The sequence below is a fragment of the Bradyrhizobium sp. USDA 4341 genome, assembly GCF_054063755.1.
Genome location: NZ_JBSSGO010000002.1, coordinates 3,381,699 through 3,397,981 on the forward strand (window position 1 = coordinate 3,381,699; position 16,283 = coordinate 3,397,981).

Annotated in this window: 14 protein-coding genes; 5 read left to right on the forward strand and 9 right to left on the reverse strand. The window is 63.2% G+C overall.

The features are described 5' to 3' along the window. Positions 1-117: 117 nt before the first annotated feature. From ACVIGB_RS22045 to ACVIGB_RS22060, 4 genes are all read right to left on the reverse strand, one after another. Positions 118-1,224, reverse strand: coding sequence for an efflux RND transporter periplasmic adaptor subunit (locus ACVIGB_RS22045; RefSeq protein ID WP_456659504.1), 1,107 nt, complete (start codon positions 1,222-1,224; stop codon positions 118-120). A 355-nt stretch (positions 1,225-1,579) separates the two neighbouring features. Further along, the gene (locus ACVIGB_RS22050; protein ID WP_456721068.1) at positions 1,580-2,905 is read right to left on the reverse strand and encodes an MFS transporter; all 1,326 of its coding nucleotides are present in this window, start codon (positions 2,903-2,905) and stop codon (positions 1,580-1,582) included. A gap of 204 nt (positions 2,906-3,109) precedes the next feature. Then, complete coding sequence (locus ACVIGB_RS22055; protein WP_456721067.1) at positions 3,110-4,273, reverse strand: winged helix-turn-helix domain-containing protein; 1,164 nt, start codon at positions 4,271-4,273, stop codon at positions 3,110-3,112. A gap of 105 nt (positions 4,274-4,378) precedes the next feature. Further along, entirely contained in the window at positions 4,379-4,621 is a 243-nt protein-coding gene (locus tag ACVIGB_RS22060; protein WP_456721066.1) for a hypothetical protein, read from the reverse strand. A gap of 162 nt (positions 4,622-4,783) precedes the next feature. Between ACVIGB_RS22060 and ACVIGB_RS22065 the strand changes: the two genes are divergently transcribed. Then, a complete protein-coding gene (locus ACVIGB_RS22065; RefSeq protein WP_456721065.1) occupies positions 4,784-5,416 on the forward strand; it encodes an OmpA family protein in 633 nt (210 codons plus the stop codon). Positions 5,417-5,569: 153 nt separating this feature from the next. On the opposite strand, the gene ACVIGB_RS22070 is transcribed toward ACVIGB_RS22065, so the two are convergent. Further along, complete coding sequence (locus tag ACVIGB_RS22070) at positions 5,570-6,874, reverse strand: phospholipid carrier-dependent glycosyltransferase (protein WP_456721064.1); 1,305 nt, start codon at positions 6,872-6,874, stop codon at positions 5,570-5,572. Positions 6,875-7,111: 237 nt separating this feature from the next. Between ACVIGB_RS22070 and ACVIGB_RS22075 the strand changes: the two genes are divergently transcribed. Continuing rightward, on the forward strand, positions 7,112-7,822 hold the full coding sequence (locus ACVIGB_RS22075) for a FecR family protein (RefSeq protein ID WP_456721063.1): 711 nt from the start codon (positions 7,112-7,114) through the stop codon (positions 7,820-7,822). Positions 7,823-7,824: 2 nt separating this feature from the next. Further along, positions 7,825-8,985, forward strand: coding sequence for a hypothetical protein (locus ACVIGB_RS22080; protein WP_456721062.1), 1,161 nt, complete (start codon positions 7,825-7,827; stop codon positions 8,983-8,985). A gap of 67 nt (positions 8,986-9,052) precedes the next feature. Here the strand turns inward: ACVIGB_RS22080 and ACVIGB_RS22085 are convergent, their stop codons facing one another. Next, entirely contained in the window at positions 9,053-9,382 is a 330-nt protein-coding gene (locus ACVIGB_RS22085; protein WP_456721061.1) for a hypothetical protein, read from the reverse strand. 504 nt (positions 9,383-9,886) lie between these two features. After that, positions 9,887-11,656, reverse strand: a complete 1,770-nt coding sequence (locus ACVIGB_RS22090; protein ID WP_456721060.1) for a glycosyltransferase family 39 protein — start codon at positions 11,654-11,656, stop codon at positions 9,887-9,889. A gap of 466 nt (positions 11,657-12,122) precedes the next feature. On the opposite strand from ACVIGB_RS22090, the gene ACVIGB_RS22095 reads away from it, so the two are divergent. Next, positions 12,123-12,794: a response regulator gene (locus ACVIGB_RS22095; protein WP_456721059.1), complete on the forward strand. Its 672-nt coding sequence runs from the start codon at positions 12,123-12,125 to the stop codon at positions 12,792-12,794. After that, positions 12,794-14,434, forward strand: coding sequence for a sensor histidine kinase (locus ACVIGB_RS22100; protein ID WP_456749381.1), 1,641 nt, complete (start codon positions 12,794-12,796; stop codon positions 14,432-14,434). The genes ACVIGB_RS22095 and ACVIGB_RS22100 overlap by 1 nt, the downstream gene beginning before the upstream one ends. 33 nt (positions 14,435-14,467) lie before the next feature. On the opposite strand, the gene ACVIGB_RS22105 is transcribed toward ACVIGB_RS22100, so the two are convergent. Together ACVIGB_RS22105 and ACVIGB_RS22110 are read right to left on the reverse strand one after the other, a co-directional pair. After that, on the reverse strand, positions 14,468-14,890 hold the full coding sequence (locus ACVIGB_RS22105) for a VOC family protein (RefSeq protein ID WP_456725101.1): 423 nt from the start codon (positions 14,888-14,890) through the stop codon (positions 14,468-14,470). Positions 14,891-15,009: 119 nt separating this feature from the next. Beyond that, on the reverse strand, positions 15,010-16,026 hold the full coding sequence (locus ACVIGB_RS22110) for an alpha/beta hydrolase (RefSeq protein WP_456721058.1): 1,017 nt from the start codon (positions 16,024-16,026) through the stop codon (positions 15,010-15,012). Positions 16,027-16,283: the final 257 nt, after the last annotated feature.

Below are 16,283 nucleotides of genomic sequence, written 5' to 3' on the forward strand. Positions count from 1 at the left end.
CAAACCGTTATCGCCACGGCCGTCATTGCGAGGAGCGTTAGCGACGAAGCAATCCACACTTGTCTTGCTGCGAGATGGATTGCTTCGCTTCGCTCGCAATGACGGAACAACAACCAATCAGAACGACAGCGACGAGACGACCCGGACCTTCTGGCTCGGATCGAGTTTCTGCACGCCGAGGGCGACCACCTTGGCGCCATCGTCGACGCCGCCGGAGATGACGACGTTGTTGCTTTCATAGGCCTTCACCTTGACCGGCTTCAGCGCGATGTCGCCCTTGTCATCGACGATGTAGAGCGAGGGATCGCCGCCCTGGCTGTACAGCGCCGACAGCGGCAGCTTGGCGACCCGTTCGGTCGCCTTGTCGGCCAGGGTCAGGGTTGCGGTCATGCCGAGCGAGACGGCCTCGTCGGCGTCCGGCAGCGAGAACTTCGCGAGATAGGTGCGGGTGGCGGGATCGGCCTGCGGCGCGACCTCGCGCAGCTTGGCGGCATAGGTCTTCTTGGCATCTGACCACAGCGTCACCGTGGCAACGCCCGACCTGGCACGAGCGAGAAGCGTCTCGGGGATCGCGACGACAGCTTCCTTCTCGCCAAGTCGGGCGACACGGATCGAAGCCTGGCCCGCGGCAACCACCTGGCCGGGCTCGATCATGGTCGCGGTGACGACACCCCTCGTGTCGGCCACCAGCGTTGCATAAGAGAGGGAATTCTTGGTCAGCTCGACCGAGCGCTCGGCGCGGTTCAGCCGCGCCCGCGCCTCGTCGCCGGCGGCCTTGGCGGAATCGAGCGCCGCATCGGTGGCCCAGCCCTTGGCCTTCAGGTCCTTGGCGCGCTGCTCGGCGGCCGCGGCCTGCGCCAGCACGCCGGTGGCGGCGCGGAATTCCGCCTCCGCCTGCTCGGCCTGCAGCTTCAGATCGACCTCATCGAGGGTGGCCAAGGGCTGGTCGACGTCGACTGTCTGTCCGACCTCGACCAGCCGCTTGGCCACCTTGCCGGCGACCCGAAAGCCCATATCGGCTTCGATACGGGGCTTGATGGTGCCGACAAAGCTGCGCTCAGGCGTTTCGGCCTCGTAATGGACGGTCGCCACCAGAACGGGGCGTCCGGGATCGGCGGTTTCGGCTGCCTTTTCATTGCAGCCGGTCAGCGCGAACACCGCGAAAGCCAGCGTTGCTCCGGTCAAGAGCCTGTAATAGCTCGACAAAACGGAACGAACGAACATCTGAAATCTCCATCGGCTGACGACTGATGAAGAGTATCGATTTATCACTGATGAATGTCAATATTCGTCAGTAGTAACCAATTCGTGAGGGACGCAGTAATTAACGCGGGGTTAAGCGGGGAAATTCTGGAAATTGCGTAGCCCGGATGGAGCGCAGCGAAATCCGGGGACGGTCTGCACACGGCGACCCCGGATTGGGCTTCGCTCCATCCGGGCTACGGCGGCGGCGCGTGTTGGCGGGATCTGTAGGATGGGTAGAGCGAAGCGAAACCCATCATCTCGCCGCGGACAAAGAACGATGGGTTTCGCTTCGCTCTACCCATCCTACGCAGCCGTCACGACGTTCGCGTCATCGTTACTTCGCGCTCGCAAACTCGGTCTTGGTTTCGTGGCTGCCGAGGAAAACCAGGAGGCCCGCCGCGAGCGGCAACAGCGACAGCACCAAGAGGCCCGTCGACGTGCTGCCGGTCGTCTCCTTCACCCAGCCGATCAGATAGGGCCCGCCGAAACCGGCGAGGTTGCCGATAGAGTTGATCAGCGCGATCGCGCCGGCGGCGGCGGTGCCTGACAGCCAGGCGGTCGGCAGCGTCCAGAACACCGCGAAGGTGCAGAACACGCCGATCGCGGCCACCGTCAGCACGACCATGGTCATGGTCGGATCGGTGATGTAGCTGGAGACGGCGAGCGCCAGCGCCGTGAGCAAAAGCGGCGCGCCGACATGAAACACGCGCTCCCGCATGGCGTCGGACCGGCGCGCCCACAGGATCATCGCGACGGTGCCGAACGCATAGGGGATCGCGGTGACGAATCCGGTCTGTGCGTTGGTGAGACCGAATGCCTTGACGATCTGCGGCAGCCAGAACTGCATCCCGTAGAGCGAGGCGACGAAGCCGAAATAGACCGCACTGAGCGCCAGCACCTTCGGCGAGGACAACGCCTGGCCGAGCGTGAAGTGCTGCGCCGCCTGCTTGGCCGCGACCTCGGCATCGAGCTTCGCCTTCAGCCACGCCTTCTGCTCGGCCGAGAGCCAATCGGCCTTCTCCGGCCGGTCGGTGAGATAGAACCAGGTGACCACGCCGAGCAGCACCGAGGGGATGCCCTCGATCACGAACAGCCACTGCCAGCCCTTCAGCCCCATCACGCCGTCGAGCCCGAGCAACAGGCCGGAGATCGGCGCGCCGATCACGGTCGAAATCGGCACTGCGAGCGCGAAGGCGGCGAGGAAGCGCGCGCGATACTCGGCCGGATACCAGTAAGTGAGATAGAGGATGATGCCGGGGAAGAAGCCGGCCTCGGCAACACCGAGGAAGAAGCGCAATGCGTAGAAGCTGTGCTCATCATAGACCGCCGCCATCAGTGCCGAGAGAATGCCCCAGCTCACCATGATACGGGCGATCCACTTGCTGGCGCCGAATCGCTCCAGCGCCAGATTGCTCGGCACCTCGAAGATGAAATAGCCGATGAAGAAGATGCCGGCGCCAAACGAGAACACGACCGGCGAGAACTTCAGCTCGCTGTTCATGGTCAGCGCGGCGAAGCCGAGATTGACGCGGTCGAGATAGGAGAAGAAGTAGGCCAGGATCAGGAACGGGATCAGCCGCCAGGAGATCGCGCGGATCGTGGACGTCTCGATCTCGCTGCGGGCGCCGCGATCGGGCGCGACGGTTGCGGTTTGGCTCATCTGTTTCCCCCCAAAGCTATTGCTTGCCTTGAGGATTATTGGGTGGCCCCGCATTGAGCAATGGCAAAAACTCATAGCACACAGGCCAGACGGGACCCCGGGCGTTTTCCACGGCGTCATTGTGAGCGAAGCGAAGCAATCCACTTCTCCGCTTGTGGCGCGATGGATTGCTTCGCTGCGCTCGCAATGACGGCGAGCCAGCCCCTAGTCCGCCAGCTGGAAACGCTCGAAACGGTCGAGCTCCTCCTCGATGCGGCGCTTCAGCTCCTTGCGACCCGCCTGCTTCTTGCCGTTGCCGACCCAGCTCCATTTCTGCAGCAGGAGCTTCCGATTCTGCCGGTCGGTCTTCAGGTCGAGGGCGGCAACGATATCGTCGCCGACCAGCACCGGCAGCGCGAAATAGCCGAACAGGCGTTTCTCCTTCGGCACATAGGCCTCGAACCTGTGGCCATAACCGAAGAACAGCTCGGTGCGCTTGCGCTGGATGATCAGCGGATCGAACGGCGAGAGGATGTGAACCAGGGCGGGATCCCCCTCGCCGGTCTCCTCCAGCACCTCGGGCTGTGCCCAATGCTCCTGCTTGCCGGCGCCATCGAGCGCGATCCGCACCAGCTCCTTGCGGCGCACCCTCGCCTCGATCAGGCTGCGCACCGCCTTCTTGCTCGGCGCGTCCAGATGGCAGATCGAGTCCAAGCTGACGATGCCCTGCGAGCGCAGCGCGCGGTCGAGCAGATAGGCGATCCGCGCCGAGGCCGGTGCAGGCTTCGGCGGCTTGTCCCAGCCGAAATGCCTGCTCATCAGCTCATAGGTCTTCAGCATGCCGGCGCGCTCGCTGACCGTGACCACGCCGCCATAGAAGGCGAGTTGCAGCGCACGCTTGGAGGGTTTGCGGCTCTGCCAGAGATGCTCCTTCTCGGTCAGTACGTCGTCGTCGATGTCGCGGATGGTCAGCGGACCGGACCGCAGCAGCCGCAGCACCTTGCGCGTATCCGACGGCGTCACCGACGCGAACCATTTATGGCCCTCGCGCTTGTGTGCCTTCATCGCCGGCAGGAAGATGTTGATGTCTTTGGACGGCACGTAGGACAGCGCGTGCGTCCAGTATTCGAACACGCTCTTGTCCTGGCTCTGCGCCTGCTTGAGGTCGGCGCGGCGATAGTCCGGAATCCGACTGAACAGGATGTGGTGGTGGCAGCGCTCGATCACGTTGATGGTGTCGATCTGCACATAGCCGAGATGGTCGACGGCGGCCGCCACGGCTGACGCCCCGTCCCCGAACGGCGCCGTTGTATCGAGCCGCTGCGCGCGCAGCCAGATATGGCGGGCGACGGCATTGTTCAGGGATAAGGGTTCGGCGGCGCGGGGCATTGCCCAGGCAATGTAGTGAGATTCGCGCAGCTGTGGAGAGCCGCGCGGCGCAAATCAGCCGCGCATGATCATCGACGCCTGGACGCGTGGGGCGCTTCGGACCGGCTACTGCGATCCAACGGCCCGCCGCAACCAGGGAACGTCCGCCATCGCCGCCTCCAGCGCGGCGCCTTCCTCATGAAAGACCCGGGACGAATGACCGCCAACCGGAAACCAGCCGCGGCCATCTTCCACGTCCCGCCGATATTCCTCGAAGCCGATCGTCCCTTCCGGGCGAACGAAGATATCGACACAGCGCGAAGCGCCTTCGTCATTGATCGAGCGGAGGACACGATTGACGTGGACCAAGATGCTCTCCTCTCCGTCGCCGGCCCCTGCACGGCACGAGACAGGGGCCGGTCCATTCAACTGTGACATAGATCACATTCGCGACTTTGAACCGGTCCTAGGTTCCCAGCATCAAAACGATAGCAGCCGGATTGGCTGGCCTGACATTTAAGGACGAAAACCATGACCCGCTCTCTTTCCTTGTCTCTTTTGGCAATCGGCGCTGCGCTGTCGATGACGGCGGGCGTCGCACTGGCCGGCAGCGACGCCGTTCCGGCCGCCCAGATCCTCAATGCGCTGAAGCCGAAGTCGGCCACCCGCGGCCTCTCCGCCGGCACGCAGGTCGACCCGGCCGCGTCGGCCAAGGAGGCGGGCTTCCTCAACACCGTTCGCAACCGGCAGACCCGCTCGCTGTCATTGGGCGAACGCCAGGAGATCGCCGACATCGCCGCCAACAAGCCGAAGATCGATCTGGAAATTCACTTCGACTACAACTCGGCTGACATCGCCAAGGGCTCGACCCAGGCGGTGCAGGAGCTCGGCAAGGCGCTGTCGGATGCCAGCATGAAGGGCACGACCTTCGTCGTCGCCGGCCACACCGACGCGATCGGCAGCGAGGCCTACAACCAGGATCTCTCGGAGCGCCGCGCCGACACCATCAAGAACTATCTGGTCGAGCATTACGGCCTGAACGGCTCTGATCTCGTGACCGTCGGCTACGGCAAGACCCGGCCGAAGGATCCGAGCGCGCCGATGGACCCGACCAACCGCCGCGTGCAGGTCGTCAACATGGATACCAAGACGGCGTCGCAGTAATCTCCCGCAGCCTGGAGCTTCGGTTCAGATTGAACCGAAGCTCCGCCTTTCATCTGAACGCGTTTTCTTCATGCGAACCGGCGTCCACTTCGCTCGAAAACGCTTTGGATCCGCCTATCAGCCCCGGCAGGCGGATCGCTTGTCCCGAAAGATTCAAATCCAGCTCTGGAACAGCATCAGCCGATTGAAGGTCGCCATCGACGTCCCGATAGCGGCAACCGTGACCGGCAGCATCGCGATGAAGCCTGCGCATCCCACCGCCACGAAGGCCCACAACAGCCAGCGCGGCGCCCCCTTCCGCGTCAAGGCGTAGACCAGCACGAAGCTCGCGGTGGTCGCAGCCGGCAGGTAGTAATAGATGAAGCCAAGCGTGCGCGGCAGCAGCGCCCAGGCGAGATACGGGCCGAGATAGAACGCCAGCACCAGAAACGCATCGCGGCTGCGGGTCACGATCCAGTCGCGCAGCGCGACGATCAGCGCGATCAACGCCGGCCACAATACCAGCGGATTGCCGAGAAGCACGATCGCGGCGAACCTGTCGTCGGCGGCCTTCTCGAACAGATACCAGACCGGACGCATCAGGAACGGCCAGGACGGCCATGCGCTCATATAGGTGTGGCCTGCGATCGCGGTCGTGGTGTTGTCGGCAAAGATGCGGCGTTGTGCCTCGACGAGGTCGGTGAACGAGAAGCCGTACAGCGGCACGAAGCTCGCGAGATAGACGGCCGACGGGATCAGCACGAAACAGACGATGAAGTGGGGAAGACGGAAATCCGGCCACAGGTCCGGCCGGTACCAGTCCTCCGCGTTGGCGTCAGCGAAGCGCGTGCGCCAGCCTTGCATCAGGCGGATCACTGGCACGATCGCGATGCAGGTCACGAGCACGAACAACCCGCTCCATTTGCAGGCACAGGCAAGCCCCGCGAAAATTCCCGTCAGCGCGAAGGCAGACTGCGGGCGCTTCTGCCTGAAGCCATGGATGAAGGCCGCGATCGCAAACAGACAGAAGGCGAGCGCGAAAATATCCAGCATCGCGATCCGCGACTGCACGAACAGCATCTGGTTGAAGAAGGCGAGCAGCACAGCCGCGATGGCGCGCTCCTGCGAGGCGAACAGCGCGAGGGCGCCGAGATAGACGGCGACCAGCGCGAGCGCACCGAACAGCGCCGCGGGATAGCGCCATCCGAGCGGCACGTCGCCGAATGCCTTGATCGACAGCGCGATGATCTCCTTGGCGAGCGGGGGATGCATCGGGTTGAGGATCGGGCCCTCGATCACCGGCAACAGCATCTGGCGCGCCGCCGGCACGTAATGCACCTCATCGAAATAGAGCTTGTCCGGTGTGGTGATCCCGAGCAGCAGCACGACATGGGCGGCGACGAAGATGATGGCTGCGACGATCGCCGTGCGCGCGACCGGACGCCGCAGAACAGAAGGAGATTCGGATGCGATGATCAAAGGGCGAGCACGCTGCGAGGGGAACCAGTGTGAGCGAAGTGTGAGCTACGACGGCCACGAGTGTGATGTATGTGACGAGTGTGATCAAATCTCACGTTGATGTCCGCAGCCGCGAGCATTTTCGAATCCATCGATACTCACCATCCGGCGCAACTCAACACGGCTTGTGACAATTATACAATATCAGCTGCGTCCGCGATCCGGTACGATGAGAGGGTTAAGTCGATTGGTATTGCAATGAATTCGCGCCACAGCTTTTTCTCCTTACTTGCACTCGGTCTCGCGGTCGCACTGACGGCTCATCCCGTTCAGGCGCAAACGCGCGTCGGCGAAGCGGCCATGGTGAAGAACGAGGTCGTCCGCGTTGCGGCCGCGACCACGGCGATCAATGTCGGCGACGCGCTGCTGCGCGACGAGACGGTGCGCACCGGCCTCGAGAGCGCCGCGCGGCTGGTGATGGCCGACAGCACCAACCTGTCGCTCGGACCGAATGCCTCGCTCAAGCTCGATCGCACCGTGTTCGACGACGAGCATCACTATCGCGATGTTGCGATCCGCCTGACCTCGGGAGCGTTTCGCTTCGTCACCGGCCACTCCAACAAGGCCGCCTACACGATCACCACGCCGCTTGCGACCATCGGCGTTCGCGGTACGGTGCTCGACATCCTGTCGCAGCGCGGCAAGACCACCGTGGTGTTGCAGGAAGGCGCGTCGACCGTGTGTACGTCGAACCGGCAATGCATCGATCTGACGCAGCCCGGCGACACCGCGATCATCACCTCGAGCGGCGGCCGCACCACGATCCAGAAGACCAACAATCCGCCCTGGACCTTTGCCTCCACCTGCACCCAGGCCGCGGGCCTCTGCACCGTCACCCAGTTCGCCGACGCGTCACCGGTGACGCCGCCGGTCGAGGACGACCCGACCGGCATGCTGTGCGGACGGTGACGATGGCACGCCGTATCGATCACCTGATCCTGTCGACGGTCCTGACCATGGCGCTGTCGCTCGCGATGCTGCAGGCGTGGGCTGCGCCGGCTCAGGCGCAGAGTCCGACGCCGAACTGTACGAATCCCGATACGCTGTCAGCGTCGTCGAACTGTACATCGACCCCAACGCCGACGCCGACACCTACTGCCACACCATCGCCAACGCCGACCCCCACGCCTGTGCCCACGCCGACACCCACGCCCAGCCCGTCGCCGACACCAATCACCGGCGCGCCGTCGAGCGGCAGTTCGATCAACAACCTCGCCGACCAGCGCTTCAACCAGATGATCACCAACCGCGTGCTCGGATCGGTGCTGCTCGGCGTCAACGAGCAGGTCAATTGCGACGACTGCATCAGTGCCTTCGGCTCCGCCGGTTCGTTCTCGGCGGGCATCCACGGCCGCAAGACCATTACGCCGAATTTGTCGCTGCTCGCCGGCATCGCCTACACGCAATATGGCGAGGGCGGCTACAACGTCACCAGCGCGCCGATCGGCGCCTTCGCGCTGCGCTACGACTTCGTCGACTGGGGCTCGTCGCGGCCATTCTTCGATATCGGCACCATCCTCTCGCCGTCGGAGAAAGTGCGCTACACCCGCAGCTACGCGACCAGCCTCGGCCCGGTGTCGGTCACCGGCGAGACCTCGAGCGAGAATTACGGCGTCTATGGGCGGGCGGGCTGGATCAACCGGCTGTCGGCGCGCGACGAGGTCGCGGCTTCGGTCGAGGTCTGGCAGCTCTGGCAGCGGGTCAAGGGCTATAGCGATCCTGCAATTGCCTTCAATCCGTTCGACGCCACCATCGCGGACGGCACCGATCGCACCAGCCTGGTCAAGATCGGCGGCCAGTGGACGCATCTGTTCGGATCGAACATCGAAACCAACATCAATGGCGGCTGGGTGCAATCCTTCGCCACCCATTCCGGCATCGTCGCCACCGTCACCGGCGATGGCACCATCGTGCCGACGATCGGCAACCAGGGCTGGTTCGAATATGGCGGTCGCGTCGGCTTCCGCATCACCAAGGGCTGGATCGCCGACCTCTTCCTCAACGGCACCGCCGGACCGCAGCCGGTCGGCAACACGCTTCACGGCGGCGTCGGGCTGCGGATCAGTTATTAGGGCGGGGCCGCTCGTTCGGACCCGCGCCGTGTCACAACGGTCTGCCTGCGACGACGCCGGTCTCCGTTCAATCGTTGTCCCAATAGCCGTCCGAGTAGCCTTCCCGGTACCCGGATCGATAACCGTAATCATATCCGCCCGGATATTCGTCGCCGTATTCGTACACGTGACGATGGTAGTGGACGACAGGGGGCGGCGAATAATAGTCCCTCTCGTAGACATAGGCCGGAGCCGCACCGGCAGCCATGGTGGAGCCCAACAGCGCGCCGACGGCCAAGCCGCCGACGATGCCGACAGCGACCGCATCTCCCCGCCGGCCGCGTGCCGTGGCTTCTGTCGACGCAAGACATCCCGTGACGATCACCGCCACGGTCGCAAAAACAGCTACTCGTTTCATTGAAGCATATCCTTGTTCGCGTTCAACAACCGCGCCGCCTTTAGGCGGCGATCGACAGAGCCCCTCTAGAACGTGACGAGCTCCTTGAGCTCGCTCCTGACGAATCGCGGCACAACCCGTCGGGCCACGAAATCATTCCAATCCTTGAACTTTGACTTTGCTCTCGCCTCGGTGATCGCAGTGACGCCGCGCACGCTAAGGTGCGGAAGCTTCACCAGCTCGCTGACAGGAGCAGTGTTGAGGTTGATCTTATCGGCGCGACTGATTGACGGCCGCGTTGCGGTTGCCGGGTGTGTTGAACCGGTCATTGATGGAGATGTCTGCGCGACCGCGGTGGCACCGATGACTCCGCAAACGCCGAGGCTGATGCAAACCAACCTGATAAGCATGGACCGCTATCCTTCGTGATATGACGCCCTTGACCCCGCCGCCGATAAAGCGGGAGCCGATTACCGCAAGATTACGGACGCGATCATCACGGCGGCATTCCGGGAATAAGCCTGATCAACGCAGCACGACGAAGAGCGTTGCTGCTCCATGATCCACCAGCATGTTGGCTCCTGGATCGGTCGTCTGCGGCGCATTTCCCGGCGGCTGATTCTCCGGCAGCGCGACATCCGGCTCCGCGCGGAGCGGCGGATCGGTTTGCGGAGAAACATATCCTCCGCCCTGACCGGCATCATTGACGAGGCTTGACGGTGCATCGTCCGGCTGACGAAGCGGTGCCACCAGGAATGCAACGAGGTTTCGCTTGATGCCTGGAATTCCGAACAGGCTCGATTGAACGGAAAACTCCCGTTTGACATAGCTTCCGGCGTGAGCTGCCATTCGCTCGGTCCATTCAAGGCAATCGTCCTGGTCATCGAAACAGAGCGCTGCCCAGCCGCGCTCCAATGTCACCTCGCGAGGCAGTGCCAATGAATATTGGTAGGCGAAAGGATCGCCATAATGCGGGTGATCGGAGCTGTAAAAGGCCACCGCGACCCCAAGGCTATCGTTGCCGCCGACGATCGACAGCGGCGTGCCCATCTGCTCGTGCCACAGCCGGGTGAGTTTGTCTGCAGCCTTGTGATAGACGTTTCGCCCTTCCTCATAGCCGTAGCTGTTGCGGTAGAGCGCATGGGCTGGGGCCGCCATCACGGCGGCGACGATTGCAATTCCGGCAACCAGGAGCGCTGCATTGACCGTATAGAACCGCTCGATCCGATAACGCGTGCTGCACACGACGGGCACGGCGAGCAGGAACAATCCCTGAAGCGCCCATAGCGACGGCAGGTCGGTGCCGAGCGATATGGACGTGATGAAAGGAAGAGCGATCGTGCCGATCGCGACATGGCCGATGAGCTTCAGGTTGGGATCCGCCGCCGCAAAATCCCGAGGAAAGCGCTTGATTCGATACCCGGCGATCATCGCCCACGTCACGGCGGACACGCTCGTCGCCGCAGCAAGGCCCAACAGGAAATTGACGGCATCCCGCAGCGACGCAGGAAAACCAGCCCCCACATGTGTCGCGGCATAGTGGACAGGCTCCGCGCCTGTCGTGGCCAGCCAGTGCAGATGCGGAGATAGCGCAATCAGCCCGACAGCAGTGGAGATCCAGGGCGAACTGGAGGTGAAGTAGGTTCGTCGCGAGGGATGGATGATTGCCGACAATGCGAAGCTGGCGATCAAAAAGATGGAATAGTACTTGCCCAGCATTGCAAGCGACGCCGTGACCCCCGCAGCAATCGCCCAGAGCGGCGCCCTCGTTTCAAAGGCGCGCAGGAAGCAGTAGGTTGCGAGCGGCCAGACCGCGAGCAACACGGCGTTGGCGTTGAAGCGCTGCGCATGAAACTGGTATGCCGGGGTCAGCATCATCAGGAGCAGCACGATCAGGCGCTTGTGCCCGGTCACGAACCTTCTTGCGATGAGGTCAACGAACCACAAGGCCAACGCCGCATTGGTCATCGCCATCAGCTGCAGCGACCAGTCGGTGAGCGGAAAGACCGAGGTCCACGCACCCGTCGTCCACCCCATCAACGGCGGATGCTTGGGATAACCCCATGCGAAATGCCTGCCATACGTCCAGGTCTCCAGCACGTCAGGATGCAGGCCGGCGCCGTGATAGGCCACTGACAGATACACCGTCCAGATGCCGACGAAGCAGGCGAGCAGCAGCGGCACCGACCACCCTGCCTCGACTCCCTCCAGCCATCGATTGAACGGACGGCGCCATGACGCCGGGCTGCGATCTGACCGCTTGGCCATCGCTGAGAACGCAAAATCGACCGGCATATCGTTCGGAAGCCTGGGGACGGAGATCGGAAAGCGCGATGCGAGCCGCGTTGTCCGCCATGCTTTTCACAGCGACCATTACGATAGCCTGACGTGGCCCTGTTCATGCCTCTGTCAACGTATTCTTGCGCGCCGAGGCGCCGTCATTCGCCGGTCATGTTGATCGACGTCTCTGGCGGGGAAATCGCCGAGAGGGGATGCGCATGCGAAAGCTCGCTCGCTGTCATAACGCTGATCGGCTCTGGAGCACTGACGTGTGCGGTGCCCCCGATTGAGTCTTTCGGACTGGCCCCCATCAGGGGTCGATCCGATCACACGGCCATTCGCGGATGGCCGATCGAGCCACCAGGAAAAGGCCAATCACATCAAAGCATTCGTGTGGACACCGCAGTTTTCTTGCCGGCCGTAATCTTATTGTAATCCGTCCGTAATGGTAGAAGCCGTGGTTTATGCTTGGGAGAATGCGGTGCGAGTTCTGGTCGTGGAGGATGACCCTCAGCTTGGGCCATGGCTGCGGGATACCTTGGCTACGGCCTTCGGCGCATCCGACATGGTCACAACGCTTGAGGAGGGGCGCGCCGCAGTCGCCGTGCGAAGCTTTGAACTCGTGGTGATCGACCGTGGACTGCCGGATGGCGACGGTCTGGCCTTGCTGCGCGACCTGAAGCAGCAGAAGCCCAGCCCCGCGACGATCGTGCTGACGGCGCTTGATGACCCCCTTGATATTGCGCGCGCCCTCGACGACGGGGCGGACGACTACGTGGCCAAGCCATTCGAACCGATCGAGCTGATTGCGCGAGCCAAGGCGGTGCTGCGCCGTCTGTTTCTGGATCGAGGGGCGGTCGTTCGCATTGGCAATCTGAGCTACGACGTCCTCAATCGCGAGGTCTGCGTCGATCACGCGCCCATTGTTGTCCCGCGGCGTGAACTGGCGATTCTGGAAGCGATGGTCCGGCGCATTGGGCGCGTCGTGCTGCGGGAGACCCTTGAAGTCGCTGCTTACAGCTTTGACGACGAGATTCAATCAAACGCGATCGAGGCTCACGTTTCGCGGCTGCGCCGGCGCCTCCGCGCAGCCAACTGCAAGGTCGTCATCAAACCGGTCCGTGGCCTCGGATATCTGCTGAGTGGCGAATGATGATTTTGAAGTGGCAAAGGCTCAAGCGCGTCCATCGCTCGATCGCGGTGCTGTCCGCGACGCTGATCGGCGCCGTGACGACCATCATGCTGCTCTGCGCAGCGGCGCTGCTGATCCGATTTGGCGGCGACGATGACGGCACCTGGGCCGCCGCCGACGTCGCCGATGCATTGAAGGAAGCTGTCATCCGCAACGAGACCGGGCAGCTGGCTCTCAAACGGACCTCGAGGCTGGACGAGATCACCCGCAATTTCCCGACATTCTGGTATGTCGTGTCCGACAAGAGTGGAGAGGTCAGCTACGGCCCGATCCCGAAGTGGCGTCCACAAAAGACCCAGACATCGCGTGACGGGACGAGTTTCCTCGCCTACGCGTTTGACGGCGAAACCACGAATCTGAAGAAGATGTCGGCGGTCAGAAATACGCCTGTGGGCGAGGTGTGGATTGAAACCGGCGGCGTGGCCTATACGGCAGCGCAACTGACGACCGGAATGCTCACCGATGCGACAATTGTCGCGCTCCCCATCATCCTTGTCCTGGCGGCGACGGCGTTTACCGCGATGGTTTTCGTGCCGACGCTCATCGCGCGTCCCGTCCGGGCCGTAGCGGCGGCCGCCGAGATGATCGATGGGGTTTCGGATGGCCGCCGACTGCCGGAACAAGATGCACCAGCCGAGCTCTTGCCTCTCGTCGCGGCTTTCAATCGCGCGCTATCGCGAATAGACGTCGCGTCGAAATCGCAACGAAATTTCCTGTCGAATGCGGCACACGAACTTCGTACGCCCTTGACCAATGCGCGCACCATACTCGAGCAGGTCGAGGACGCTCCGTTGCGCGCCAGGCTGATCGCCGAGAACCAGAAGCTGTCGTCGATCGTCACCATGCTGCTCCAGCTGGCGCGTATCTCCGCGGAACCTGCCGAACTGATCGAGATGGATCTTGCGGCGCTTGCGCGCAGGGTTGCGGCCGAACACGTGCCGATGGCGTTGAAGAACGGAAGCGATGTCGAGTTCACCGAGCCTCGTCACCCGGTCTGGGTGCGTGGCTCGGAAACCGCGATCGCTGTCGCGCTCTCGAACCTGATCCGAAACGCCGTGACGCATGGCAGCGCAGGTGGCTCCGTCCTCATCGAGGTCGGAGCACCGGCGCGGTTGAGCGTTATTGACTACGGATCGGGACTCCAACTCGGTCAGCCCGAACTGCTGCTGGAGCCCTGGGTGACTGGGGTCTGGGTGCGTGGCTCGGAAACCGCGATCGCTGTCGCGCTCTCGAACCTGATCCGAAACGCCGTGACGCATGGCAGCGCAGGTGGCTCCGTCCTCATCGAGGTCGGAGCACCGGCGCGGTTGAGCGTTATTGACTACGGATCGGGACTCCAACTCGGTCAGCCCGAACTGCTGCTGGAGCCCTTCAAGCGCGGCAACACCCGCACGGAAGGAACTGGACTGGGGCTTTCGATCGTCTCCCAGGTGATGACCACCCACGGCGGCACCGTTTCCCTCTGCGAGACGCCTGGAGGCGGCACCACGGTCGAACTGAACTTTCCTGTCCCAAGCTGCCGGCAAGCCGACCTGCCTCAGGGGAGAAGAGCCGCCCAGGCCATGACCGAAGCCCGGCCGGACGGCATCTCCGCAGCCTGAGGTGCTGTCCTACCTAATGCATCGTGCGGCGGCTCAGGCGGTGGCCGCCGCGGCCTGCGCCTTCGTTGCGGCCTCGAGGTCCATCCACATCACTTCCCAGATGTGCCCATCGGGATCCTCGAAGCTGCGGCCGTACATAAAGCCGAAATCCTGCTTCGGCGACGGATCGGCCGTGCCGCCCGCGCCCTTCGCCTTGGTCACGTAGCCGTCGACTGCGTCGCGGTTGTCGGCGGAGAGACAGACCAGCACTTCGCTCGTGGTCTTGGCGTCGGCGATCTTCTTCGACGTGAACTGCCGGAACTTGTCGTGGGTCAGCAGCATGACGAAAATGGTGTCGGAGATCACCATGCAGGAGGCGGTCTCGTCGGAGAATTGCGGATTCTTGGTCGCGCCGATCGCCTCATAGAAGGCGGTGGCATGGGCAAGGTTGCTGACCGGCAGGTTGACGAAGATCATTTTGGGATTGGCCACGCGAAGAACTCCTGTTGGCGGGGTTGTGCCCCGAGGACGAACCGCATGGCCGGATCCCGACATCGCCGCACAGATTTTCTTGCGGCGTCCTGCCGCAGGCCGCCTCAGGTCACGATCGGCGTCGGCATGGTCAGAAATGCCCGTGTCACATGCCAGAACAGCTCACGATTGGTGGCCAGCGCCACCGAATGGGCGGTGCCGGGCAGGATGATGAACTGCCGGTCGCCGTTCGGCAGCTTGTTGAAGAACTCCTCGAGATCGGGGACCGCCGCGATCCCGTCATATTCGCCGCGGACCAGCAGCACCGGCGCCAGCACCTTCTCCGGATGCACCACCGGCAGATTGGCGGTCATGTCGAGATAGGTGCCGGTCGGGATCTGGTCGCCGAACTGCATCTCGACATCGGCCAGCACTTCCATCACGGCGGGGTCCGACGTGCCCGGCCTGTCGCGGGTCGCGATCGAACGGATCATGTCGCGGTCGCGCGTGCGCATGTTGTGGCTGCGGTAGTAGGCAAGCTGCTCGGCGCGCTTCGCCAGCGTCGGCGAGCCCTCGCCCTTGTAGGTGAAGGCGGCGAACACCAGGCGATCGATGCGATCGGGCGCGGCCATCGCGAAGGCGCCCGCGCGCAGCGCGCCGGAGGATTCGCCGATGAAGTGATATCGCCTCTCGCCGGTCTCGCGCGCGATCACCTCGACCGCCGCTTTCAGATCGTCGACGCCGCTCGCGATATCCGCATTGCCCGAGGTGCGGCCCGACTTGCCGTAGTTCTCGTGATCCATGGTCCAGCAATCGAAGCCGTAGCGCGCAAAGACATTGAGCAACGAATACTCGCCTTTGCCCGGCACCGTGAGGTCGAACACCCTCGACGTCACCGACGAGCCGTGGACGAAGAACACCACGGGCCGTGCCGGCTCGCCCGGCTTCGGCGCACCGACCCGCTTGCGGAACATCCACAGCGGAACGTCACCCTTCTTCGCCCAGTATTCGTTGCTCCATATTTCTCCCTCAGCAGGAACTGCGGTCGCGGCCTGCGCCGGCGCCGCGCCGAGCGCACCGGCTGCTGCCGCAACGCCGATGCCCTTGATGATGGTGCGCCGCGAATGGTCTGCTGGCATCATGGTTCGCCTCCCCTCTGAACGATGGGGCTTCGTTCGGCCCCTCGGGTTGCACGGCGTTAGCATCCACAACCGTCATTGCGAGCGCAAGCGAAGCAATCCATGGCGCCACTTGCAGCAAGAGTATGGATTGCTTCGTCGCTTACGCTCCTCGCAATGACAGCAAATACAGCGCACGATTTTGTGAACGCGGTTTCCGGCAATCGGCGCGGACGACGGACGGACTTGGTCCTAGTCTCCGCCGCGGTCCGACCGGAAAA

What these genes read in the sequence shown, in the direction of transcription:
- ACVIGB_RS22080 (WP_456721062.1), top strand. Translation starts at nt 7,825, where the DNA reads ATGGCACGCCGTATCGATCACCTGATCCTGTCGACGGTCCTGACCATG.
- ACVIGB_RS22045 (WP_456659504.1), bottom strand. Translation starts at nt 1,224, where the DNA reads ATGTTCGTTCGTTCCGTTTTGTCGAGCTATTACAGGCTCTTGACCGGA.
- ACVIGB_RS22055 (WP_456721067.1), bottom strand. Translation starts at nt 4,273, where the DNA reads ATGCCCCGCGCCGCCGAACCCTTATCCCTGAACAATGCCGTCGCCCGC.
- ACVIGB_RS22100 (WP_456749381.1), top strand. Translation starts at nt 12,794, where the DNA reads ATGATTTTGAAGTGGCAAAGGCTCAAGCGCGTCCATCGCTCGATCGCG.
- ACVIGB_RS22110 (WP_456721058.1), bottom strand. Translation starts at nt 16,026, where the DNA reads ATGATGCCAGCAGACCATTCGCGGCGCACCATCATCAAGGGCATCGGC.
- ACVIGB_RS22050 (WP_456721068.1), bottom strand. Translation starts at nt 2,905, where the DNA reads ATGAGCCAAACCGCAACCGTCGCGCCCGATCGCGGCGCCCGCAGCGAG.
- ACVIGB_RS22090 (WP_456721060.1), bottom strand. Translation starts at nt 11,656, where the DNA reads ATGCCGGTCGATTTTGCGTTCTCAGCGATGGCCAAGCGGTCAGATCGC.
- ACVIGB_RS22085 (WP_456721061.1), bottom strand. Translation starts at nt 9,382, where the DNA reads ATGAAACGAGTAGCTGTTTTTGCGACCGTGGCGGTGATCGTCACGGGA.
- ACVIGB_RS22105 (WP_456725101.1), bottom strand. Translation starts at nt 14,890, where the DNA reads ATGATCTTCGTCAACCTGCCGGTCAGCAACCTTGCCCATGCCACCGCC.
- ACVIGB_RS22075 (WP_456721063.1), top strand. Translation starts at nt 7,112, where the DNA reads ATGAATTCGCGCCACAGCTTTTTCTCCTTACTTGCACTCGGTCTCGCG.
- ACVIGB_RS22065 (WP_456721065.1), top strand. Translation starts at nt 4,784, where the DNA reads ATGACCCGCTCTCTTTCCTTGTCTCTTTTGGCAATCGGCGCTGCGCTG.